Source organism: Pseudomonas fitomaticsae (assembly GCF_021018765.1).
GTDB classification, from domain to species: domain Bacteria; phylum Pseudomonadota; class Gammaproteobacteria; order Pseudomonadales; family Pseudomonadaceae; genus Aquipseudomonas; species Aquipseudomonas fitomaticsae.
In genome coordinates this window covers 2,641,436-2,665,287 of record NZ_CP075567.1, presented here as the reverse complement: position 1 = coordinate 2,665,287, position 23,852 = coordinate 2,641,436, and the positions used below count along the sequence as shown (strand labels likewise).

Here is a 23,852-nt window from a genome sequence, read left to right as displayed (position 1 = left end):
GATACCTGAAAGATCCGGCACACCCTAAGGTGTCCCGCGCACAGCCGCCATAACACGTTGCCCAGAAACTGCTCTGAGCGATGGCGCTGTTACGTTTCAGGTTACCGACCGGCCAAGATCGTTCGCGGAGTTTTTCCGCGAGCCAAGACTATAGGGGTCGGCACCGAAACGCGGCAACAGGGTACGTTGTAGGAAAGGTCTTGGAAAGTTGTGCGCCGCTCACGCTTTCCTCATTTCCCACAAAAGCCCCCTCACCCCGCAGGATCAACTACACCCACTCACCGCCCCTTCGCCAACTCCATAATCATCCGCGACAACAGGTAAATCCGCGGCGCCACGCTCTCCACCTCCGCGTATTCCTCCGGCGTATGAATATTGCCGCCAACAATCCCGAACCCGTCCAGCGTCGGCGTCCCCACCCCGGCCGACAAACTGGCATCCGCCGCCCCGCCGCTACCTTCTTCGGTCAACTTGCGGCCAATCTCACCGTAAATCCCCTGGGCCATCGCCATCAAACGATCCGACTCCGCCGTCTGCGGCATCGGTGGCAAGCCGCGTTGCAGCGAGGTCTTCACTTCGGTGTCAGGAATCAACTTGTCCTGCGACACCCGCGCCAGATCCTTCTCGATCCGGTCGAACTCTTCCGGCACCGCCGCCCTTACGTCAGCCTTGGCCGTGGCCTGATCCGGGATCACGTTGGTGCGGTCGCCCGCCTTGAGCACGGTGAAGTTGATGGTGGTTTTCTTCGCTTCGTCGCCGAGTTTGCCCAGTTGCAGAATCTGATGCGCCGCTTCCATCGCCGCATTGCGCCCCAGTTCCGGCGCGACACCGGCGTGGGCAGCCTTGCCCTTGACCTCGACCAGCGCAGTGGCGCTGCCCTTGCGCCACACCACCAGACCATCGGCCGGACGGCCAGGCTCGAGATTGAGGGTGACGTCGTGGAGTTTGGCGGTTTTCTTGATCAGGTCGGTGGCGACGTCCGAGCCGGTTTCCTCGCTGGCATCAAGCAGGAAGGTGATTTGCGCGTAGTCCTTGAAATCGAGGTTCTTCAGAATTTTCAGCGCGTAGATGCCGGCGACGATCCCGCCCTTGTTGTCCATCACGCCCGGCCCGTAGGCGCGGCCGTCCTTGATGTGGAACGGTCGCTCGGCGGCGGAGCCTTCCTTGAACACCGTGTCCATGTGCGCCATCAGCAGGATTTTCGCCTTGCCGGTGCCTTTGAGCGTAGCGAGAACGTGGTTGGTTTTTTCCGGAGTGTTGGGCACCAGCTCGATGGTGGCGCCGAGCTTTTTCAGTTCTTCGATGGCGATGTCGCTGACTTGCTTGAGCCCCGGTTCATAGCCGGAACCGGAGTCGATATTGACCAGGCGTTCGAGCAGCTTCAGGGCTTCGGGTTTGTATTGCTCGGCGTCGGCCAGCACCTGTTTGTGCGGTTCGGCGAAGGCGCCAGTGGTGGCGAAAGAAAGGGTCAGGCCGAGACCGGCGGCCAGCAGGGAACGAGGGAATTTGAACGTCATGAATCAATCCTTGTTTCGTGTCGGGTACTGAACCGTACCTGACATCGCGCCAAGGCTCTATCCCGGATGCGACACCCGATCCGTTCAAACCGAATCAAATACCTCGCGCCGCGGCTTGTCGTCGCTGCAACAGATCACCCGATTCCGCCCGCCGGCCTTGGCTTCGTAAAGCGCCTGATCGGCATCATTCAGCCAACGTGTCGCGTCGCCGTGAGCCGGATCGAGCGCCGCCAGACCAATACTCAGGCTGACTTTCAGAGCCGGGTTCTGTTCGTACACCAAAAAGGAAAAACGCTCACGCAACGCTTCCATCGCCTGCGCCGCGTTGAACAGCGGCAAGTCCGGCAGGATCACGCAAAACTCGTCGCCGCCGTAGCGCCCCGCCACATCGGCCATGCGCAGGTTCTGCTTGAGCATCTTGCTCAGCTGACGCAGGACGATATCGCCGGCCACGTGGCCGTAGGTGTCGTTGATCGCCTTGAAGTGGTCGATGTCGATCAGAGCAATCGCAGCGCCTGTCTGCTGGCGTTTGCAACGCTCGAATTCGATTTCCAGTTGATCCTTCCAAGCGCCGTGATTGAGCAGACCGGTCAGGCTGTCGGTGCGGCTCAGGGCCAACAGTTCACGTTTATGCAGGCCAAGGGTGTAGGCCTGGCGAAAGCAGATCCAGCCCAGCGCCAGCGGATACAGCATCAACAGCGGCAGACAGGCATAGAGTTGCGCTGGCGTAGTCATCGGGACGAACGCGGGGGCAAACACCACCAGTCCAACGCCGACGCCAAGCAACTGCGCCGCCGCCCCGGCCAGCAGAAAACGCAGGCCGCCGATGGCGACGTTGTTCATCGCCATCATCGAAATGGTCGTGGCGCTGGGCAAGGGATTGAAGTGCATGGCGGCGACCCAGAAGCCGCCGAGAAAAGCATCGATCAACAGGTTGCGGTGTTCGGCGTGGTAAGGAACCCTCGCCCGGCGGGCCCATTGATACGCGAGGTGCGGCCAGACCAGGCCGTTGAACAGCATCAGCGCCCAGACCCAGGCCGGTGGGTCGAGTGGGTACATCGCGACGCTCACGCACAATAGCCCCAGGACCAGCCCGAGGGTTCGCGATGTATAGAGCCTCCTGGCCAGTGAAAGTCCCTTTCCTCCCGTTCTTCCCATAAGGGCCTCGAGTACACCGCAAAAGGATGTGCTGGGAGTCTATCAGGGCAACGTTAAATAGCCATCACCGGCCAGCGGGCCGAATAGCCCGTCATCAGCACCACACGGCGGGCAAATGTTTGGCTATACATGAAAGGTGGAAAATGGAAAAAAGACTCTAAGAAGGAGGCTCATGCAGACCTATCGAGTGTTGATCATCGGCAGCGGTTTTGGCGGCCAGTGCGCGGCGGTCAATCTGCTCAAGGCCGGTATCGACGACTTTCGCTTGCTGGAACGCCGGGACTTTTTCGGCGGCACCTGGTGCCAGAACACCTACCCCGGCGCAGCGGTGGATGTGCCGTCGCCGCTGTACTCACTGTCGTTCGCGCCGTACCGCTGGACGCAGATGTTCGCCGAACAGGCCGAACTGCACCGCTACACCGACCATGTGGTCGAACGCTTCGGCCTGCGTGACCGTGTCGAACTGGATGCCAACGTCGAACGTGTCGAATGGGACGACACCGAAAAACGCTGGGCCGTACATACCGGCACCAAAGGCATTTTTTATGCGCAGTTCCTGATCAATGCCACGGGGCCGCTGAGCCAGCCTGTCGTCCCACACTTCCCCGGTCAGGATCGCTTTCAGGGCAAGACCTTTCATACAAACAATTGGGACCACAGCTACGACTATCACGGTAAACGGGTAGCGATTGTCGGCAGCGGCGCCAGTGCGGCTCAGGTGATTCCGGCGATAGCACCGAAAGTCGCCCGATTGCACGTGTTTCAGCGCACTGCGCACTGGGTGCTGCCCCGGGCCGACCGGACGTTCGGGCGATTCCAGCGTTGGCTCCTGGGTCTGAAACCCGCCTACAAACTGCTGCGCTGGATGATTTACTGGCAGTTCGAAACCCGGGTCATCGCCTTCAAGTATTCGAAACCGGCGATTCACATGGTGCAGGGCCAGGCCCTGAAGTTTCTCAAACGCCAGGTGACTGACCCCGAGTTGCGAAAAAAACTGACACCGGACTTCACCATCGGCTGCAAACGGGTGTTGCTCTCCAGCACCTATTACCCGGCGCTGACCCGGCCCAACGTCACGCTGCACAGCCGCGAACAGGGCATCGCCAGCCTCGACGAAACCGGTATCGTCACCAAGGAAGGCCAGCACATCGACGTCGATCTGATCGTCTGGTCGACCGGTTACGACGCCACCGACGACGTGATTTCCTACCCGGTCAGCGGAAAAAACGCCGTGCAACTGCGCGACGTCTGGGCGCAATATCCGCGCGCCTACCTCGGCACCAGCCTGCCGGACTTCCCCAATCTGTTTATCGTCACCGGGCCGAACACCGGCATCGGTCACACCTCGGCGCTGTTCATCATCGAATCGCAGATGAACTACATCCTCGACTGCATCCGCACCTTGCAGAACAAAGGTCTGCGCAGCATCGAAGTTCGCCCCGAAGCAGAACGTACCTACACTCAGATGATTCACCGCGAGATGGAGCGCACGGTCTGGAAAACCGGCGGCTGCCACAGTTGGTATCAAAGCAGGAGCGGTCATGTGATCGCGATGTTCCCCGGCTTCAGTTTCAGCTACCACCGGTTGACCCGGGCGCTGAAACCGGCCGACCACATTCTGTCTTGAACAAGGAAGACCCACGATGCTTTTGCTGTTTGTCGCCCTCGCGGTTTTCGTGGCCTGGAGCTGGTTGAGTTACCCGGCGGTCGGCCACTGGCTCTACGATCTGAGTGCGGCCCTGGAGGCCAAGCTGTACCGGCTGCACAAGATTGAAGTGCCGATTGCCGAAATGACCGTGTCGACCTGGCAAGGCGGGCCTTATGAAGCGTCGAGCAGCATTTTGATGCTGCACGGCTACAGTGCCGAAAAGAATCTGTGGCTGCGCTTCGCCCGGCATTTCGTCGGCCAGTACCGGGTGATCATCCCGGATCTGGCCGGCCACGGCGAAACCGGCTTCAAGGCCGGCGGTGGCTACGACATTCCGGTGCAGGCCAAACGCATGATCCAGTTGCTTGATGTCTGCGGCGTCGAGAAAGTCCACGTGATCGGCAACTCCATGGGCGGCTACATCGCCGCGTGGCTGGCGGCGACCTACCCGGATCGCATCGCTTCGGTGGCGCTGATCGACCCGGCCGGCGTCACTGCGCCCGAGGCCAGCGACATGGAGCGCCACCTGGCCCGTGGGCACAATCCGTTCCTGATCAATTCCCGGGAAGAATTCCGACGCTTCTACGCCATGACCATGGCCTCGCCACCGTGGGTGCCCGGTCTGGTGCTGGATGCCATCGCCCAGCGCTACGAACAATGTCGCGATGAACTGGAAGAGATCTTCCGGGATTTTCGCGCCAGCCCGCCGATGGAGCCGAAACTGCCGGACATCAAATGCCCGGCGCTGTTGCTCTGGGGCCGCAAGGACCGGTTGATCGACGTCAGCAGCGTGCCGGTCTGGAGCAAAGGCATCAGCAATTTGCGGGTCGATGTCTGGGACGGCGTCGGCCATATGCCGATGGTCGAACAACCGTCGAACACCGCACGTCTGTATCGAGAGTTTCTGGGGGAAAATTTGCGTCAGGACAGGTAAACGGTCAGTCGTTGGCAGAATGAAGTTCGTAGGATTCTTCGTTTGCCCGCGTCGGCGAAGGCTGCGATCTTTTCCGACATCCTTTACGTGACCGTGCCAGGAATTTTTTTCATGACCGTGCAGCCTTTCGTCAGCCCCGACCTGATCCGCCAACGCTTCTCCAAAGCGATGTCCGACATGTACCGCGAAGAAGTGCCGCTGTACGGCGCATTGATGGAACTGGTGGAACAGACCAACCGCGACGTGCTGGCACGCGAGCCGCAAATCGCCAGTCAATTGCACAGTACTGGCGAGATCCAACGGCTGGACATGGAGCGCCACGGCGCAATCCGCGTCGGCACCGCCACCGAACTGGCCACCCTCGCCCGCCTGTTTGCGGTGATGGGCATGCAGCCCGTGGGTTATTACGACCTGACCCCAGCCGGGGTGCCGGTGCATTCCACAGCGTTTCGCGCGGTGCATGAAGATGCGCTGCAGGTCAGCCCGTTCCGGGTGTTCACTTCATTGCTGCGACTGGAATTGATTGAAGACCCTGAACTGCGAGCCTTTGCTGCATCGGTGCTGGATAAGCGTTCGATCTTTACGCCATCGGCGCTAAGGCTAATCGAACAGGCCGAGTCCGCTGGCGGGCTGAATGAATCCGACGCCGGGGAATTTGTCCTGCAAGCGCTGGAGACATTTCGCTGGCACCACAGCGCCACGGTCACCGCCGCGCAGTACCAGACCCTCAGCGCCCAGCATCGTCTGATTGCCGATGTCGTGGCGTTCAAAGGCCCGCACATCAACCACCTGACACCGCGTACGCTGGACATCGACATTGTTCAGGCGCAGATGCCGCTGCATGGCATCACCCCCAAAGCGGTGATCGAAGGCCCGCCGCGCCGGCAGCATCCGATCCTGTTGCGTCAAACCAGTTTCAAGGCGCTGGACGAGCCAATCGCCTTCACCGACCAGACGCAAACCCGCGGCAGCCACAGCGCCCGCTTCGGCGAAATTGAACAACGCGGCGCGGCGCTGACACCCAAGGGCCGGGCGTTGTACGACCGACTGCTGAATGCGGCGCGAGATGAGTTGGGCGACTTCCCCAACGAAGGCAATGCCTCACGCTACAACGCGCTGATGACTCAGCACTTCAGCGAATTTCCTGACAGCCTCGAAGGCATGCGCAAGCAGGAATTGGCGTACTTCCGTTATTTCGTGACAGACAAAGGGCTTGCGGCGAGTCGTCCCGCTGAGGTTTCGCTGCAAGCTTTGTTGCGCGACGGCTATGTGAAAGCCGAACCGCTGGTGTACGAAGATTTCCTGCCGGTGAGTGCGGCGGGGATTTTTCAGTCGAACCTGGGGGATGCGGCGCAGGCGCACTATGGCGAGCACTCCAACCGACAGGCATTCGAGCAGGCGCTGGGGCGTTCGACCATTGATGAATTGAGGTTGTACGCCGAGACGCAGCAACGCTCGATTGAAGACTGCCTTGCGGTGTTGACTCGATAACGCGGCGATTAGCCATACTGCGCAAGAAGTTGCGCAGTTCCCCGTAATAAACCCCCTATAAATCTTCTGAAACCCTTGTGCCACGTGGCCTCCAGCCAAGTGCGCAAGAAGTTGCGCAGTACTGCGCAACTTCTTGCGCACTTTTCGCCTGAATCCCCGCCCGTTTTCGTTAAAACCAGGGTCGCTCAGCGCCAACCTGTTGGTTTATAAGGCTTCGAAAAAACTGGCACGCTCCTTGATAACAGTCAGGCACCCACCGGGCGATTTCGCCTCCCGGGCACCCTAACTTTATCCGCAAGGAGCACCTCCCATGGCAACACCAGCGTACATGTCGGTTACCGGCGAAAAACAAGGCCTGATCACTGCCGGCGCCTTCACTGCCGACTCCGTTGGCAACACCTACCAGGAAGGCCACGAAGACCAGGTCATGGTTCAGGCTTTCACCCACGACGTGATCATCCCGCGTGACCCGCAATCCGGTCAGCCAACCGGTCAGCGCGTGCACAAGCCAGTTGTGATCACCAAGGTCTACGACAAGGCTTCGCCACTGCTGCAAGCAGCTCTGACTTCCGGCGAGCGCATGAGCGAAATCGTTATCCAGTGGTACCGCACTTCGGCTCAAGGTACCCAAGAGCACTACTACACCACCAAACTGGAAGACGCGATCATCGTCGCCATCAACAACAAAATGCACAACTGCCAGGATCCAGGCAACGCGCACTTCACCCACCTGGAAGAAGTGCAGTTCACCTACCGCAAAATCACCTGGACCCACGAAGTATCCGGTACTTCGGGTTCCGATGACTGGCGTGCTCCAGTCGTTTAATTACGGCTGATCGTTTCAAGCATCGGCCAGCTCTGCTGGTCGATGTTGTTTACGCCCCTCCAGAATTTCGCGTGCGTTGATCGTCTAGCGGTCGACGAACGCCGCTGTACTGCACGAGGAACAAGGGATGTTCGCGCCGGCCAATGAAACCCACTTTGCCCTGACCATCGAAGGTCTTTCCGCCGATTTCCAGGTGTTTACCCTCACCGGTCGGGAAGCCGTCAGCCAGCCTTTCGTATTCGAGGTGGAGCTGGTCAGTGAGCAGCCGTCGCTGGACCTCGAAACCCTGCTGCACAAACCGGCCTTCCTGCAACTGTCGCCCGACGGCAGCGGCATCCACGGCCTGATCTACCGCGCCGCGCAAGGCGATTCCGGCAAGCGCCTGACGCGTTACTCCGTGACCCTGCGCCCGCAACTCGCGTACCTCGCGCACCGGGTCAACCAGCGGATCTTCCAGAACCTCAGCGTGCCGAAAATCATCGGCAAGGTCCTTGAAGAACACGGTATCCAGGGCAACGCCTATGAATTCCAGACCGGTTCGATCTACCCCGATCGCCTCTACTGCGTGCAGTACGACGAATCGGACCTGCATTTCATCCAGCGCCTGTGCGAAGAAGAAGGCATTCACTACCACTTCCAGCACAGCGCCACGGCGCACAAACTGGTGTTCGGCGATGACCAGACGGTGTTCCACAAACTGGCGCCGGTGGCCTATCAGCAGGACTCCGGCATGGTCGCCAGCGACCCGGTGATCAAGCGCTTCGACCTGCGCCTGGAAACCCGCACCAGCCGCACCACCCGCCGCGACTACGACTTCGAAAAACCGCGCATCACCCTCGAAAGCGAAAACCGCGGCGACGCCCTGCCCGACCTCGAGGACTACGACTACCCGGGCCGTTTCGTCGACCGCGAACGCGGCAAACACCTGGCCAAACGCGCCCTTGAGCGCCACCGCAGCGACTTCCAGCTCGCCGAGGGTCGCAGCGACCAGCCGTTGCTGGTCAGCGGCCATTTCCTCGCGCTGAAAGAACACCCGAAAGCCAAGTGGAACGACCTCTGGCTGCTGACCGAAGTCCATCACGAAGGCAAGCAGCCGCAGGTGTTGGAAGAGTCGGTCACCAGTGACACCACCGCGCTGAAAGACGATTTCCACCAGGGCTACCGCAACCGCTTTCAGGCCACCCCATGGGACGTGCCGAACCGCCCGCCCCTGCGCCACCCGAAACCGCGCATCCTCGGCAGCCAGAGCGCCGTGGTCACCGGGCCCAAGGGTGAAGAAATCCACTGCGACGAATACGGCCGCGTCAAAGTCCAGTTCCATTGGGACCGCGACGGCCTCGCCGACGACAAGACCAGCTGCTGGCTGCGCGTCTCCAGCGCCTGGGCCGGCGCCCAGTACGGCGGCATCGCCATCCCGCGCATCGGCATGGAAGTGCTGGTGACCTTCCTTGAAGGCGACCCCGACCAGCCGCTGATCAGCGGCTGCCTGTACCACAAGGAAAACACCGTCCCCTACGCGCTGCCGGCGAACAAGACGCGCACCACCTTCAAGACCCTGACTTCGATGGGTGGCGGCGGCTTCAACGAACTGCGCATCGAAGACAAGAAAGGCCAGGAGCAGATCTTCCTGCACGCCCAGCGCGACTGGGACGAGAACATCGAACACGACCAGAAAATCCGCGTCGGCAACGAACGCCACGACGTCGTGGAAAAGAACAGCTACACGGAATTCAAGGCCGAAGAACACCACACGGTTTATGAAGACCGCAAAGTCGAAGCACGGGCCAACGACCACCTGACCGTGGGCGTGAACCAGCACATCAAGATCGGCACCGGGCAATTCATCGACGCGGGGCAGGAAATTCACCTGAGCAGCGGGATGAAGGTGGTGCTGGAGGCTGGGGCTGAACTGACGCTGGTCGGTGGCGGCAGCTTCATCAAGATCGATGGCGGCGGCGTGACCATGAGCGGGCCGGCGATCAACATCAACTCGGGTGGTGGACCGGGGAGTGGCACGGGGGCGGCGCCGTTGATGCCGGGTGTGCTGAAGCAGGCGGATGCCGACAAGGCTGGCGCCGTGCTGACACCGGCGCAAATCAATACCCTCAAACGTAATGCGCCGTTTTGTGAAGAGTGTGAGAAGTGTAAGGCAGGTGCCTGTGCCATCTAATCGAATGACACCCAAGGATTGGCTGGCACAACAGCCGCTGCAGAAAGACGAACGTCTGTATCTGGTCATCAGCGCCGCCAGTGATGCCGACGCGCTCAAGACCCTGTATCAGAGCGAACCGTCCGTCCAGGCCATTCCCGTCTGGGGCGGAACGCCCTACTCCACCTGGCAACCGGTGATGCCATACGTCGCCGAACTCAAGGCCAACTCGGCCTTCCTGCCCTGGATCACCGAAACCGACGCCCTCGACTGGGGCTGGCTGGCGGTCTCCCGCTCGGAGCCCAACGAAGTCTTCGAACATTTGCGCAGTTTGACCCAGGTGAAGATGCCGGACGGGACCGAGGTGTTTTTCCGGTTCTGGGATGGGCGGCATATCTATCCGATTCTTGAAGGGCTGGGTGAGACGGCTGGGGAAGTGCTGCCGGTGTTTGAGCGGTATCTGATCAATGGGCGGAGCCTGGAAGTCGGGCCGAGAGTGGTGCCGAAGGCGAGGGATTGGCCTTGGTGGAAGGTGCCGAAGAAGCTGCTGGATCAGTTGGCGAAAGAGGATCACACGACGCTGATCGGCAACTTGATGCAATGGCTCGAAGAAGTACGCCCGGACCTCTACAGCGCGTGGCCCGAAAACAACCTGAAACTGAAAATCACCCGTTTCGTGCGTCGCCCGGATGCTCCGGACAACCTTAAAGAAGCACTGTTAAACCACCTGATTCTGGAGCAAGGCTGATGGATCGCGTTGCCTTTGTTGACAACCAACTGAACACCTTCAAGGACAGTCTGAAGCTGTATCAGGAACAGACCAAAACCTGGTACGCCAACGTCGCGGACAAAGCCAGCCGAGCGGCTGACCTCCCTTCCCTGCTGGGCATGGAGCGAGTCATCAAGGTTGGCAACACCAGCAAATCGGTGAGCATGACCGACGGCGACTTCACTTCGAACGTGGCTCAGTGCCCGTTGAAGGGACCGCTGCTGATCGAGAGCAAGTTCGAGTCGGTTTATGACATCCCTGTAGGCGATATCGAAGTCGAGATCGTCGCGGTGGAAGGTGGTGCAGTCAGCAAGGTCAAACTCGATCAACAAGGCAAAGCCAGCTGGACCGGTGGGATTCCCGGCAAGTTCTACAAAATCCGTGTTCACAACGAAGTGACACCCGCGCAGATCGACGCTCTGTTCAGCTCCTACAGCGGCGTGACAGCGGACCTCGAAGGTTTCCTGCGCAAGGAGTGGGCCGGCTTCAAGCCGCAATGGTCGAATCTGTCGGCCTCGGGCACAGCGATGGCGATCGGCAACGGCATTCTTGAAGGTGGCTGGGAGGCCATCAAAGGCGTGTGGGATGGCATCAGTCTGGTGCTCGACATTCTGCAAGACCCCAAGAAGTTTGCAAAAGATCTCGGTGCCGGCGTCCAGGACCTGATCAAAGTCGCCGAAAGTTCGCCAGACATCATGAAAAAAGCCATGTTGCTGGCCAGCGACGAAGCCGCTTTGTTCCTGCTGGTACGCAGTGCCGTGATCTGGCTGGCAGGCTTGCCGCCAATGAAAATGGCCGGCGACGTTGCGAAAATGACCACGGCCATTGTCGTCGGCATCGCGATCGACATCGTGATTGGCGTGGTACTGACCATTGCGGCTGAAGGCACAGGGGTTATCTACCTCGCCGCCAGACTGAAGAAGTACGGTGAGCTTGTCATCAATGCTGTCACCAGCTTCGTGAAGTCGCTGTTCAAAATCATCAATGGCTTTATGGAGTACGTCGCCAAATACACTGCCGTTGCGGCACGTGGGGTGACGGCGAAGGTGAGAAACGGCGTCTCTCAGCTGCGATTCGACGGGAAAAAGAACGCAAGGCTGGGTAAAGGCGAAGTTGGTGATGACGCTTCAAAACAGGCAAAGACGCCTGCGGAAAAGAGCGCCGAACCGGCCTCCAAGACCTGCACCGACAAATGTCCTGTTTCCATGGTCACTGGCGAAGAGCTGCTCACACTGAGCGACGGACGACTCGACGGTCTGCTGCCGTTTGAATGGACACGCCTGTACAGAACCAGCGCCGTGGAAATCGACTGTGGCTTGGGATACGGATGGAGTCACGCCCTTGCTCACCGCATTGAAATCGTGGGCGATGAAGTCATCTGGACCGACCACGAAAACCGTTCCACACCGTTCCCGCTTCCAAGCGAACAGCGCCCGGCGATCACCAACAGCCTCTCGCGTGCAGCCATTTTCCTCGGCGATGACCCGTCAGAACTGGTACTGGCCCAAGCCGGCAAACGCCCATCGTTCTACCACTTCCGATTCAACAGCAAAGGCGCAACTCTGATCGCCATCAGCGACAGCTATGGCAATCGCCTGCACATCACACGGGACATCCACGGGCGGATTAAACGCCTCGACAACGGCGCAGGTCGTGCCCTGCTTTTACGCTACGACCGCAAACACATTGTCGCGGTCGACTATCAGCAGTTTCTTCCAGCGGACAATCTTGAGGACGCCTGGAACACCGTCCAGACGCTGGTCACCTACACCTATGACGCGCAGCATCGGCTGATTGAGGCGAAGAACGCTGCCGGGGAAGCCGAGCGTTATCGCTACAACGATGAACATGTGATTCTGGAACGGCAACTGGCCGGTGGCGCGAGCTTCTTCTGGGAGTGGGAGAACGAAGGCAAACTGGCTCGTTGCGTCCACCACTGGGCAAACTTCTCGCAGATGGACGCGCGCTACGCCTGGGATGACAAAGGCAGCGTGACCGTTACCAATGCCGATGGCAGCGAAGAGGTTTACACCCACGACGATCAGGCGCGATTGATCAGCAAGATCGATCCGGATGGTGCCGAGCACCTCAAGGCCTATAACGACAAAGGCCAATTGGTCGCGGAAAAGGATCCTCTCGGCGCCGTGACCGAATACCGGTACGACGACAATGGATTGATGATCGCCGTTATCCCTCCTGAAGATGAGGCCATCACCTACGAATACAGCAACGGTTTCGTCAGCGATGTTCATCGCGGCAAAGCCAGCTGGAAGTATCAACGCAACAGACAGGGCGATGTTACCCAGCAGATCGACCCGGACGGAAATTCGACGTTTTACAGCTACGACCGTCAAGGACGTTTGCTGGAGATCCGTCACCCGGATGGCAGCCGCCACCTACTGGGCTGGAACAACCTCGGTCAATTGCTTGAAGAACGCCTGCCCGACGGCGGTCAACGCAAATATCGCTACGACGCGCTGGGGCGGCAGATTACTCGGCAAGAAGAGTCCGGGACCATCACCCAGTACCAATGGGATACCGCCAACCGCCTTGCACAAATTACCCTGCCGGGCGGCGCAACACGCGCGTTTACCTACAACGCCTACGGCAATGTCACGGCCGAACGCGACGAACTCGGCCGCGTCACCCGTTACGAATATGCCGACAACCTGCACCTTGTCAGCCGTCGCATCAATCCTGACGGCAGTCAGCTGCGCTACCGCTACGACAACTCGCGCCTGCTGCTGACGCAAATCGAAAACGAGCGCGGCGAACACTACAACCTCGACTACTTCCCGAATGGCCTGATCCAACAGGAAACCGGCTTCGACGGTCGTCGCACCGCATACGAATACGATCTCAACGGCCAATTGCTGAAGAAAACCGAATTCGGCGATGACGGCAGCGAGTTGGTGACTGAATACCAACGCGATGCTGCTGGCAGGCTTCTGGTGAAGACCCTTCCCGACGGCGAAGAAATCCATTACAGCTACGACGCCCTCGGCCGCCTGGTCAACGTCGACGACGGACACTGGCCACTCGCCTACGAATACGACCTGCAAGATCGCCTTGTCACCGAACACCAGGGCTGGGGCACCTTGCGCTATGAGTACGACAGCGTTGGCCAGCTCAAGCACTGTCGCTTGCCCGATGGCAGCAAACTCGACTACCGCCACCAACCCGGCGGTACGCTCAGCGGCATCGACCTCAACGGCTCACGCCTGACGTCTCACCAGTTCAGCGGTGGTCGCGAACAGCAACGGCAGCAAGGCCTGTTGCTCAGCCAATATCAATATGACGAACAGGGCCGCTTGCAGGCCCACAGCGTCAGCCAGCGCGAGAAAAACCTGTTCCAGCGCCGCTACAACTACGACGCAAACGGCAACCTCGCCGGAATCGACGACAGCCGCAAAGGCAGCCGCAGCTACCACTACGACCCGCTCGATCGCTTGATCAGCGTTCGTGGCTCGACACCGGAAAGCTTTGCTCATGATCCGGCCGGTAACCTGCTCGGCCAGAACAACGAAGGCACAGCCAACCTCGCCAACGTCAAAGGCAACCGCCTGCTGATGCAGGGTGATCGCCATTACGACTACGACGCCTTTGGCAACCTGATTCGCGAACGCCGTGGCGCTGGCCAGAAACTCGTCACTGAATACCGCTACGACTGTCAGCATCGACTGATCGGCGCGAGCCTGCCGGGTGGCAGCACCGCGTCCTACAAGTACGACGCTTTCGGTCGCCGCATCGAGAAAACCGTCGACGGCCACACAACCGAATTCTTGTGGCAAGGCGAACGCCTGATCGCTGAAAGCGCTGACAATCGTTACCGCAGCTATATCTATGAACCGGGCACATTCCGCCCTCTTGCCATGCTCGATGGTGAAGGGCCTCGCAAGGCGACCCCGTTCTATTACCAGCTCGATCATCTGGGCACGCCGCAGGAACTCACTGACTACAGTGGCGAGATCATGTGGTCCGCGAAGTACCGCGCCTACGGCAACCTCGCGGCGCTGGATGTCAGCGAAATCGATAATCCGTTGCGCTTCCAGGGTCAGTATTTCGACGCAGAGACGGGCCTACACTACAACCGTCATCGCTACTACAATCCGGGGACTGGGCGTTTTCTGACTCCGGATCCGATCAAGCTTGCGGGTGGGTTGAATAACTACCAGTACGTGCCCAACCCTACGGGGTGGGTGGATCCGCTGGGTTTGAATGGATGCCCACCAGATGGAGATGGTCAAGGAAACCCAACTGCACCAACAGAGAAGGCGCGAGTCGATACGAAAGAACCTTCGGCACCCGATATCCCGTGGTCGAATGGTTCTGTAAAAAGGGCATCAGACGCACTTGATCGAGGTGCTACCTCCGTCACCGTGAACAGCAGAGCTGAAGCTGAAGAGCTATTTTTAGGGAAATATGTAGGCCAAGGATATAGAAACGCCGAAGAATTCAACTCTGCGACTGCCAAAACGCATTTTAGAAAAACAAAAGAACCCGAAAAATACTATCACTGGGATGACACACCGGTTTCAGACATTAAGACAAGAAAGGTCACAATGGCGAATCACGACCCGAGCGACCCACATGGTGATCATCCACATTTGCAGCTTCACCCTGTGAAAGGGGAAGTTATAAGAATCTATTGGCCAAACCAATTTGAAGGACAAAAATGAGCACCCAGAAGACTATCCCTAGAAAAGTTTGGTGGGGTTTGGAGGCAAAATCATATACAGAGATTGCGCAGGAACTACCTTCGCAGGATGAGTCACTTAGAAAGTGGATCGCAATCTACGCTATTTATCATTTAAACTTTGAAAACAGATACCCTGGAGAGAGTTACTACAAGTTTATAGAGGATGCAAAAAATTCTAAATACGTCATTATAGAATTCACTCTCCCAATCCACCTTCTCGAAACAAGAGACAGCATTGGCGCCAACGACACAACAATCACAAAGTGCAAAACCATGGAAACAGAGGAAGAAATAAACTCTTTCCTTTATGAAAATAATATAAACCCCGAGCTATTTACGCCCCCATGGACCTGCGAGTACCCGCTAGACTGAACTCAATAAAAATTGACAAATCTGTCACTTTTTCAAAGCAAAGAAGGGGACACAAAAATTAATGGGGACACAAATTAAAGGGGACAGATTTATTTTTCGTTAAAGAAAATAAATCTGTCCCGAATGGCACGAATGGCACTTACTTAACAGCTAACCGATTGAGCTGAAAGCAAAAAATGAAGAAGGGCTGGCCTTGGTCTACGGTGATAGTTGCGAACACACACCAGAAAACCAAGGACACAGCCCACATGGATCGTAGACGCCAAATTCTCCAGCATCAACAGCAACGTTTTCGCCGCCACGCTTCGAATTGTGATGCCTATGCTTTTTTCAACCTGCTCACGGCTCCCGAGTTGCTGCAGCGCGTTGAGTCAGCACTGCCAGAGCATCGGGAGCGCTTGTATCCGCCAACGGAAACTCTGTCGATGTTCCTGGCTCAAGCGATGAGTGCCGATCGCTCCTGCCAGAATGCCGTCAACGATTTCTCCATCAAGCGATCCTGTAGCGGCATGAAACCCAATAGCGCTCGCACGGGCGCCTTCTGTAAAGCCCGACAACGCTTGCCGGTAGAAATGGTATCCACGTTGGTTCGACATTCCGGTTCGTCTATCAGTGATCAGGCGCCGCCTTCGTGGCGATGGATGGGGCGACCTGTACGCCTTGTCGACGGGACAACCGTCTCGATGCCCGATACGGCTGCGAATCAGGGGGCCTATCCGCAATCTCGCGGGCAGAAAGTTGGCCTTGGTTTTCCGTTGTGTCGAGTGGTGGGCCTCGTTTGCCTCTCCAGTGGCGTCAAACACATTACGAACAGGCCCCTGAAAGGCTGATAGTGCGAGAGTTGAAGACTGGCGGAAAAACGTTGGTGACCACCTTGCATTGCCCGAAGCAGACACCCAAAACAGCTCTCAAATCGCTGTACAAGGGGCGATGGCATGTCGAGTTGGACTTGCGAAATCTCAAGGCCACACTGGGCCTTGGAAGGTTGAGCTGCAAAACCCCGGGCATGGCGGTCAAGGAGTTATGGGTCTATCTGTTGGCCCACAATCTGATCCGAATGCTCATGACCCAATCGGCTCTGTTAGCGGACTGCTTGCCTCGCGAACTGAGCTTCAAACACAGCCTTCAGCTATGGCTGGCGCTACGACAATATGGGAGTCCTGAAGACGAGGATGGTCTGGCGAACTTACTGATGCTGATAGCGCAAAGACGCGTTGGAAATCGACCTGGTCGTATCGAACCGCGAGCCATAAAACGAAGACCTCAGGCCTACCCCTTGCTGACCAAGTCACGTCGGTCAGCAAGGGCTGAGGTCAGGAAAAACGGGCATGCTAAACATGTTAAGTAAGTGCCATTCAAATCTGTCCCCTTTTCCCTTCACCAGTTCAGCGGTGGTCGCGAACAGCAACGGCAGCAAGGCCTGTTGCTCAGCCAATATCAATATGACGAACAGGGCCGCTTGCAGGCCCACAGCGTCAGCCAGCGCGAGAAAAACCTCTTCCAGCGCCGCTACAACTACGACGCAAACGGCAACCTCGCTGGAATCGACGACAGCCGCAAAGGCAGCCGCAGCTACCACTACGACCCGCTCGATCGCTTGATCAGCGTTCGTGGCGCTACGCCGGAAACCTTTGCTCACGATCCGGCCGGTAACCTGCTCGGCCAGAACAACGAAGGCACAGCCAACCTCGCCAACGTCAAAGGCAACCGTCTGCTGATGCAGGGCGACCGCCATTACGACTACGACGCCTTTGGCAACCTGATTCGCGAACGCCGTGGCGCTGGCCAGAAACTCGTCACTGAATACCGCTACGACTCCCAGCATCGACTGATCGGCGCGAGCCTGCCGGGTGGCAGCACCGCATCCTACAAATACGACGCCTTCGGTCGTCGCATCGAGAAAACCGTCAATGGCCAAACCACCGAGTTCCTGTGGCAAGGCGAACGCCTGATCGCCGAAAGCGGTGACAATCGTTACCGCACCTACATCTACGAACCCGGCAGCTTCCGCCCGCTGGCCATGCTCGACGGCGAAGGCCCGCGTAAGGCAACGCCGTTCTACTACCAGCTCGATCATCTGGGCACACCGCAGGAACTCACTGATTACAGTGGCGAGATCATGTGGTCGGCGAAGTACCGCGCCTACGGCAACCTCGCGGCGCTGGACGTCAGCGAAATCGATAATCCGTTGCGCTTCCAGGGTCAGTATTTCGACGCAGAGACGGGCCTACACTACAACCGTCATCGCTACTACAATCCGGGGACTGGGCGTTTTCTGACTCCGGATCCGATCAAGCTTGCGGGTGGGTTGAATAACTACCAGTACGTGCCTAACCCTACGGGGTGGGTGGATCCGCTGGGGTTGAGTGGAAAATGTCCAGACTCAGAAAAATGTAAAATCCCTAAGGAAGATCCAAGTAATTCATCAGGCGCAAGTGTCGACTCTGGAGAGAGTCACGCGCCAGATGCTTTTGGAAGAAAATATAAAGCCGGACCGAGTACGGCAAATCCGAAGGACATTAACTTCACACAACCTGGTGTGAATAAAAATGGGCAGGGATATGAACAAGACATGCGTAACGGATCTTGGGATTGGCAGCGGTCAGGACCTATTCGCGTAATGGAAGTCGACGGACAATTAGTGTCCTATGATAATCGGAGACTAAGAGCAGCCCAGCTAGCAGAATTAGAAGAAATACCAATCGAAATAGTCTTGGCCGAGGATATAATGCCCGGATCCAAAAAAACATGGGAGAAGGCTTTCAACCAGCGAAGAAATGAAAAACGAAACTGGGTAGATGGAAAGCCAGTACCACCAACAGGTTTGAAAGACCAGCCAAAGATAAACGAATAGGTAAGTAAAAATGTTCACTACCGACAAACATAAAATCCAAGAACATTGGCTTGAAGAAGCATACCCTCGACAAAATTCAATTACTTTAAATAATGGCTTCTACTGTTTCTTTGATTGTTCAGAAAAAGAAGAAAAGCTAACAAAAAAAACATGGGTCCCGGCAAATGATTTCTTACTAGACCACACTGACATATGCGAAGGCCTCTCTACCACATATACAGCAGAAGACTCTAACAACAATTTTTTCACTTGCGGCGAATGTTTAGCATCGGGAGATGACGGTTTCATTGCACTTTCCAACAAAGACACCGACGAACTAGTTTGGCTGATCGTATTGAGCGGAACCAACCCATTTGAAAAAATCACTTTTCACAACAGCAACATCCATGTTCAATCTTCAAGCGGCACAGTGGTCATAGTACCCATTGATCGCCCAGACAATCTATCCATAGCATGGACTTAACTCTAAAAACATAATTAAAAGGACAATCAAATTCAAAGTGAAGGATGCTCTTGGACAGTCAAGAGTCAAAGGGGAAATATATCTTTTCGTTAAAGAAAATAAGAATAAAGAAAATGAATCTATCCCCTTTTCAATTAAAATTGAGTCACAATCATGGATAGCAAGGCTTTCGATGAATACAACTACTGGCTGGGACAAAGCGAGGATTCCAATTGGAATGAATACATTACAGAGCAGGTAGCCAAAGGAGTTCTAGGAAAGTTCAGCGCTGAAGACTGGAACCGGCTTAACGACACGATTCTATCAAAGGAAGAGTATTGGCAGGAGCGAAGTGCTGCGGCACTTGGAGAGAATCGCTCCGCCCAGGCAATTTAAATTCTAAAGAAACTTTTGGACTCTCCATTTACCGAAGTATTAATAGTCTCTGCCTCAGAACTGGATTGGAGTGAAGTCCCAATCGAGAATAAATACGCAAAGAAAATACAAGCTATTATTAACTCCCTAAACCACGAAGAACTCGAATCCTATCCTGAACTTGAAAACCTTCTAAAAAAAGCCAGCAGCGCGTAAATTTAAATAAACTAAATCAAAGGGAGCAGATTTGAATGGCACTTACTTAACATGTTTAGCATGCCCGTTTTTCCTGACCTCAGCCCTTGCTGACCGACGTGACTTGGTCAGCAAGGGGTAGGCCTGAGGTCTTCGTTTTATGGCTCGCGGTTCGATACGACCAGGTCGATTTCCAACGCGTCTTTGCGCTATCAGCATCAGTAAGTTCGCCAGACCATCCTCGTCTTCAGGACTCCCATATTGTCGTAGCGCCAGCCATAGCTGAAGGCTGTGTTTGAAGCTCAGTTCGCGAGGCAAGCAGTCCGCTAACAGAGCCGATTGGGTCATGAGCATTCGGATCAGATTGTGGGCCAACAGATAGACCCATAACTCCTTGACCGCCATGCCCGGGGTTTTGCAGCTCAACCTTCCAAGGCCCAGTGTGGCCTTGAGATTTCGCAAGTCCAACTCGACATGCCATCGCCCCTTGTACAGCGATTTGAGAGCTGTTTTGGGTGTCTGCTTCGGGCAATGCAAGGTGGTCACCAACGTTTTTCCGCCAGTCTTCAACTCTCGCACTATCAGCCTTTCAGGGGCCTGTTCGTAATGTGTTTGACTCATCCAGGGCGGCCTTCTTTCGGGCTTTTTCAATTCGATCAAGTGGTCTTCCGAACCGAGACTTTGGCCCAGACGAAAGTCCGTGCTGCGCCGTCGAGCGCCATATTGTTCGAACACGCCATCGATACCTCGTCGCTGCAACTCGCACAGCAGAAAATAGGTCGCGTAGTAAGCGTCGCCCAACAAGATGTCGCCTGTTTTCAACGTGCCGAGCATTGATCTGAGCAGCGTCTGTTCGTCGCCGCCCTTACCTCGGAAACGTCCAAGTGCGGCATCTAAAACGGCGCCACTGGAGAGGCAAACGAGGCCCACCACTCGACACAACGGAAAACCAAGGCCAACTTTCTGCCCGCGAGATTGCGGATAGGCCCCCTGATTCGCAGCCGTATCGGGCATCGAGACGGTTGTCCCGTCGACAAGGCGTACAGGTCGCCCCATCCATCGCCACGAAGGCGGCGCCTGATCACTGATAGACGAACCGGAATGTCGAACCAACGTGGATACCATTTCTACCGGCAAGCGTTGTCGGGCTTTACAGAAGGCGCCCGTGCGAGCGCTATTGGGTTTCATGCCGCTACAGGATCGCTTGATGGAGAAATCGTTGACGGCATTCTGGCAGGAGCGATCGGCACTCATCGCTTGAGCCAGGAACATCGACAGAGTTTCCGTTGGCGGATACAAGCGCTCCCGATGCTCTGGCAGTGCTGACTCAACGCGCTGCAGCAACTCGGGAGCCGTGAGCAGGTTGAAAAAAGCATAGGCATCACAATTCGAAGCGTGGCGGCGAAAACGTTGCTGTTGATGCTGGAGAATTTGGCGTCTACGATCCATGTGGGCTGTGTCCTTGGTTTTCTGGTGTGTGTTCGCAACTATCACCGTAGACCAAGGCCAGCCCTTCTTCATTTTTTGCTTTCAGCTCAATCGGTTAGCTGTTAAGTAAGTGCCATTCGGAGCAGATTTCTTATTCGTTAAATAAAATAAATCCACCCCTTTTCAGAATCCGTTCGAGGGGCAAAAATGACAGCACATAAATGTATCCCAAGAAGTGTATGGAACGGGCTCGACGGAACAGGCTATAACAACATTGCGCAAGAGCTAGAGTCCGAAAACCATTCACTAAGAAAATGGATTTCATTATATGCCACCTACAAATACCCCTTTACCAATGACCCATATCAATATTACGACTTCATCCACCAATCAAAAAATTTCCGATATGCATTAGTAATATTTACAATCCCCACCAAAACACTTGAAACAAGCGATGGCGTGGACGCCCGAGACATTTGTATCGCAAAAATAGAAACCATGAACTCTGAAGCGGAAATCAATGCCCTTCTTGAAAAACTCAACATAGACCCAGAACTGTTCACCACGCCATGGCGCTGTGAATACCCGCTCTAGGTGCCAAACTGCAATCGGAGGGGTTCGAATTTGCTTTCGTTGAAGAAAATAATTTCTTCCCCTTTTCAGTCCTTTTCAGTCCTTTTCAAATAGGCAAAATGAAAATTTTTCTCAACATTGAACACCTGAAAAACTACAACTTCCCCAGTGCATTCATAGAATTCGCGACTACGGAACCTGAACCGGACATTGAACCTTGGTGGTTACTAATATATCAAGATGGAAAAATAAATTACTGGCACAACACGCTAAAAAAACTTTACCCAAACCGCACTCTAGTTCCTTTCGCCAAATTCAATGCGAATGATGATATTGCTTGCTTTGACGGCGATGATTTATCCGGCAATCCAAAAGTGCTAATAATACATGCATATGCTTCAGAGGGATGGGAGCTTCACGGAGAACATCCTGACTTCAGCGCGTGGCTAAAAATAGCCATTGAGACCCATGCGGAATGGAATGAAGAAGATTAAAAACATCCACATCCAACATCTTATCCAACCAAAGAAGGGGACACCCATTAGCCGGTCTCAAGTCAAGGTTAAAAGCCACCGCGCCCTGCAGTTCTCAACTGCAGGGTTTGCTCTTCAACTCAACCTGATCGGTTGAACCCGTCGAACCCGTTTCCTCTTCATTGGCTACGAACGAGTCGTGCCAGACACCCATTTGGATCAAGCGGTAGCGATACAACCGCTCCCTCTCCACCAACGCCCCCACCTGCCCCTTTTCCCTCACCTCCCGCCAAATCTCATTCTCCCGATACACCCGCTCCCCCTCCCGCACAAACCGATGCCCCACTTCAAACACGTGATACCGATAAGCCCGCTCCCGATCACACAACAATTCCCCCTCCAACTGCGTCTCCCCTACTTTCAACTTCAGCTGAAAGCTGCGATCCGTCGGGTTGTGCAGTACCAGGTCGATGTAGTTGTAGAAGATCGCCGCGCCGGAGCCGAATGGCAGGACGCGGCCGTCGTCCGGGAAGGGGTCGAACCTGTGGTTGGCGCGTTCGATGACGACCAGGGGTGAGTGAATGGCCATCCAGTGGATGAGGTTGCTGAGTTGGCAGATGCCGCCGCCAATGCCGGTGCGGGCTTCGCCGAATGAGAGTTCCATGCCTTCGACGTAGCCGCGTTGGCGGGTCGGGCGGCCGACGAGGCGGCAGAAGGAGAAATATTCGCCGGGGGCGATGGTGACGCCATCGATGGCGGCGACGGCGAGTTTGAGGTTGATGACTTTGTTGTGTTGCAGCGCGAGGTCGGAGTCGCCGAGTTTGCGGATCAGTATCGCCAAACGCCTCGCCGGTGTCGCAAGCCGTAACAAGTCGCCCGGCCCGGGCGCTCGAAAATTAAGCTTGAACTAAGGTTGCCTCCCTACCATCCGGGCCACAAAGCAGCGGTTCTGTGTGCTGATTGCCGTCAGCAGAACCCTTCAACTTGAAGTGAGCCCGGACCATGAGTGCAATCGATTCCACCACAAAACAACTGCCCGCCTTCAGTCTTGTATTGGTCAATTACAAGACGCCGGAAATAACCCGGATGTGCCTGGAGTTTCTCCAGCAATACGTCAAGGAGCATCAAATTCCGGTGTGGGTGGTGGACAACGATTCCGCCGATGAAAGCCTGATCTACTTGCGGTCTCTGGACTGGATCAACTTGATCGAGCGCCCTTCACCCGGCAAGGAAGCGGGACATATTGCTCATGGCAAGGCACTTGATCTGGCACTTGCGAAAGTTGAAACCGATTACCTGTTTTTGCTGCACACCGACACTTTCGTTTTTGACAGCACTGTCTTTTCGATGATGATGAATGAGTGCATGCAATCTTTGGATACAGCGGCGGTAGGTTGCGTCGAGCAATTGGATCGCGGCGTCCTTAGAGACACCTGGCGTTTGTCTTCGCGTTACTTCAAACACTATTTCCGCCGCGCAAAACAGCAATTGGGGTTGCCGTCCCGAGATCCAAAACCCTACCGGGAAACCCACCTGAAAAGCTTCTGCACCTTGTGGAATGCACGCTTGATCAAGGCTCACGGGCTGCATTTTTCGATGGACGACCGGGTCCCGGGATACACGCTGCAGGATCGTTTAAGCAGCCTTGGCTACGGCATCAAATGCCTCTCGCCACGGACGATTTTCCGCTACCTCGATCACATCCAGGCCGGCACGGTGGCCGCCACCGGTGTTTACGGCGCAAATCACCGCCGCACCACCATGTATCAGGAAACGCTCAAGCGCCTGCAGTTACAACGGGGCATGCGACCTGCCAAATCGTAAGACAATTAAAAAGGGCGACTTCAAAGTCGCCCTTTTTGCATCTGAATTCTTTGGCCTCCACTCCGGGGAGGTGTTCGCCCAGTGTAATGGCCTGGCAATCCATGCACCGGTAAAGAGCCCTGACA

At 56.2% G+C, this 23,852-nt stretch carries 17 protein-coding genes and 2 pseudogenes; 15 read left to right on the top strand and 4 right to left on the bottom strand.

The window, feature by feature from the left end:
• Positions 1-278 precede the first annotated feature (278 nt).
• Positions 279-1,517 (bottom strand): M20/M25/M40 family metallo-hydrolase, encoded by a 1,239-nt coding sequence (locus KJY40_RS12110; RefSeq protein ID WP_230737065.1) that lies wholly within the window; start codon positions 1,515-1,517, stop codon positions 279-281.
• A gap of 84 nt (positions 1,518-1,601) precedes the next feature.
• Positions 1,602-2,675: a diguanylate cyclase gene (locus tag KJY40_RS12105; protein ID WP_230737063.1), complete on the bottom strand. Its 1,074-nt coding sequence runs from the start codon at positions 2,673-2,675 to the stop codon at positions 1,602-1,604.
• Between the two features lie 172 nt (positions 2,676-2,847).
• On the opposite strand from KJY40_RS12105, the gene KJY40_RS12100 reads away from it, so the two are divergent.
• From KJY40_RS12100 to KJY40_RS12045, 12 genes and pseudogenes are all read left to right on the top strand, one after another.
• Positions 2,848-4,302, top strand: coding sequence for a flavin-containing monooxygenase (locus tag KJY40_RS12100; RefSeq protein WP_230737061.1), 1,455 nt, complete (start codon positions 2,848-2,850; stop codon positions 4,300-4,302).
• Positions 4,303-4,318: 16 nt separating this feature from the next.
• Complete coding sequence (locus tag KJY40_RS12095; protein WP_230737059.1) at positions 4,319-5,257, top strand: alpha/beta fold hydrolase; 939 nt, start codon at positions 4,319-4,321, stop codon at positions 5,255-5,257.
• Positions 5,258-5,368: 111 nt separating this feature from the next.
• Complete coding sequence (hglS, locus tag KJY40_RS12090; RefSeq protein ID WP_230737057.1) at positions 5,369-6,748, top strand: 2-oxoadipate dioxygenase/decarboxylase HglS; 1,380 nt, start codon at positions 5,369-5,371, stop codon at positions 6,746-6,748.
• Positions 6,749-7,058: 310 nt separating this feature from the next.
• Positions 7,059-7,574 carry an Hcp family type VI secretion system effector gene (locus KJY40_RS12085; RefSeq protein WP_007949952.1) on the top strand — a complete coding sequence of 172 codons (516 nt, stop codon included), beginning with the start codon at positions 7,059-7,061 and terminating at the stop codon, positions 7,572-7,574.
• A gap of 127 nt (positions 7,575-7,701) precedes the next feature.
• Entirely contained in the window at positions 7,702-9,744 is a 2,043-nt protein-coding gene (gene tssI / locus KJY40_RS12080) for a type VI secretion system Vgr family protein (protein ID WP_230737056.1), read from the top strand.
• A gap of 4 nt (positions 9,745-9,748) precedes the next feature.
• A complete protein-coding gene (locus KJY40_RS12075; protein ID WP_407681999.1) occupies positions 9,749-10,471 on the top strand; it encodes a DUF4123 domain-containing protein in 723 nt (240 codons plus the stop codon).
• Entirely contained in the window at positions 10,471-15,171 is a 4,701-nt protein-coding gene (locus tag KJY40_RS12070; protein ID WP_230737052.1) for an RHS repeat-associated core domain-containing protein, read from the top strand. The genes KJY40_RS12075 and KJY40_RS12070 overlap by 1 nt, the downstream gene beginning before the upstream one ends.
• The gene (locus KJY40_RS12065) at positions 15,168-15,563 is read left to right on the top strand and encodes a hypothetical protein (RefSeq protein WP_230737051.1); all 396 of its coding nucleotides are present in this window, start codon (positions 15,168-15,170) and stop codon (positions 15,561-15,563) included. Before KJY40_RS12070 ends, KJY40_RS12065 begins: the two co-directional genes overlap by 4 nt.
• A gap of 248 nt (positions 15,564-15,811) precedes the next feature.
• A pseudogene (locus KJY40_RS12060) lies at positions 15,812-16,911 on the top strand (transposase).
• A gap of 30 nt (positions 16,912-16,941) precedes the next feature.
• Positions 16,942-18,417: pseudogene (locus tag KJY40_RS12055) on the top strand (RHS repeat-associated core domain-containing protein); the annotation flags it as partial.
• Between the two features lie 10 nt (positions 18,418-18,427).
• Entirely contained in the window at positions 18,428-18,880 is a 453-nt protein-coding gene (locus tag KJY40_RS12050; RefSeq protein WP_230737049.1) for a hypothetical protein, read from the top strand.
• 153 nt (positions 18,881-19,033) lie between these two features.
• The gene (locus KJY40_RS12045) at positions 19,034-19,255 is read left to right on the top strand and encodes a hypothetical protein (protein ID WP_230737047.1); all 222 of its coding nucleotides are present in this window, start codon (positions 19,034-19,036) and stop codon (positions 19,253-19,255) included.
• A gap of 237 nt (positions 19,256-19,492) precedes the next feature.
• Here the strand turns inward: KJY40_RS12045 and KJY40_RS12040 are convergent, their stop codons facing one another.
• On the bottom strand, positions 19,493-20,878 hold the full coding sequence (locus KJY40_RS12040) for an IS4 family transposase (RefSeq protein WP_230731992.1): 1,386 nt from the start codon (positions 20,876-20,878) through the stop codon (positions 19,493-19,495).
• A 186-nt stretch (positions 20,879-21,064) separates the two neighbouring features.
• Between KJY40_RS12040 and KJY40_RS12035 the strand changes: the two genes are divergently transcribed.
• Both KJY40_RS12035 and KJY40_RS12030 read left to right on the top strand, forming a co-directional pair.
• Positions 21,065-21,451: a hypothetical protein gene (locus tag KJY40_RS12035; protein ID WP_230737044.1), complete on the top strand. Its 387-nt coding sequence runs from the start codon at positions 21,065-21,067 to the stop codon at positions 21,449-21,451.
• A 98-nt stretch (positions 21,452-21,549) separates the two neighbouring features.
• Entirely contained in the window at positions 21,550-21,924 is a 375-nt protein-coding gene (locus KJY40_RS12030) for a hypothetical protein (protein ID WP_230737042.1), read from the top strand.
• A 94-nt stretch (positions 21,925-22,018) separates the two neighbouring features.
• Here the strand turns inward: KJY40_RS12030 and KJY40_RS12025 are convergent, their stop codons facing one another.
• Complete coding sequence (locus KJY40_RS12025; RefSeq protein ID WP_230737041.1) at positions 22,019-22,744, bottom strand: VanW family protein; 726 nt, start codon at positions 22,742-22,744, stop codon at positions 22,019-22,021.
• A 161-nt stretch (positions 22,745-22,905) separates the two neighbouring features.
• Here KJY40_RS12025 and KJY40_RS12020 point away from each other — a divergent pair, with 161 nt between their 5' ends.
• Positions 22,906-23,727: a glycosyltransferase family 2 protein gene (locus KJY40_RS12020; protein WP_230737039.1), complete on the top strand. Its 822-nt coding sequence runs from the start codon at positions 22,906-22,908 to the stop codon at positions 23,725-23,727.
• The last annotated feature ends 125 nt before the right edge of the window (positions 23,728-23,852 follow it).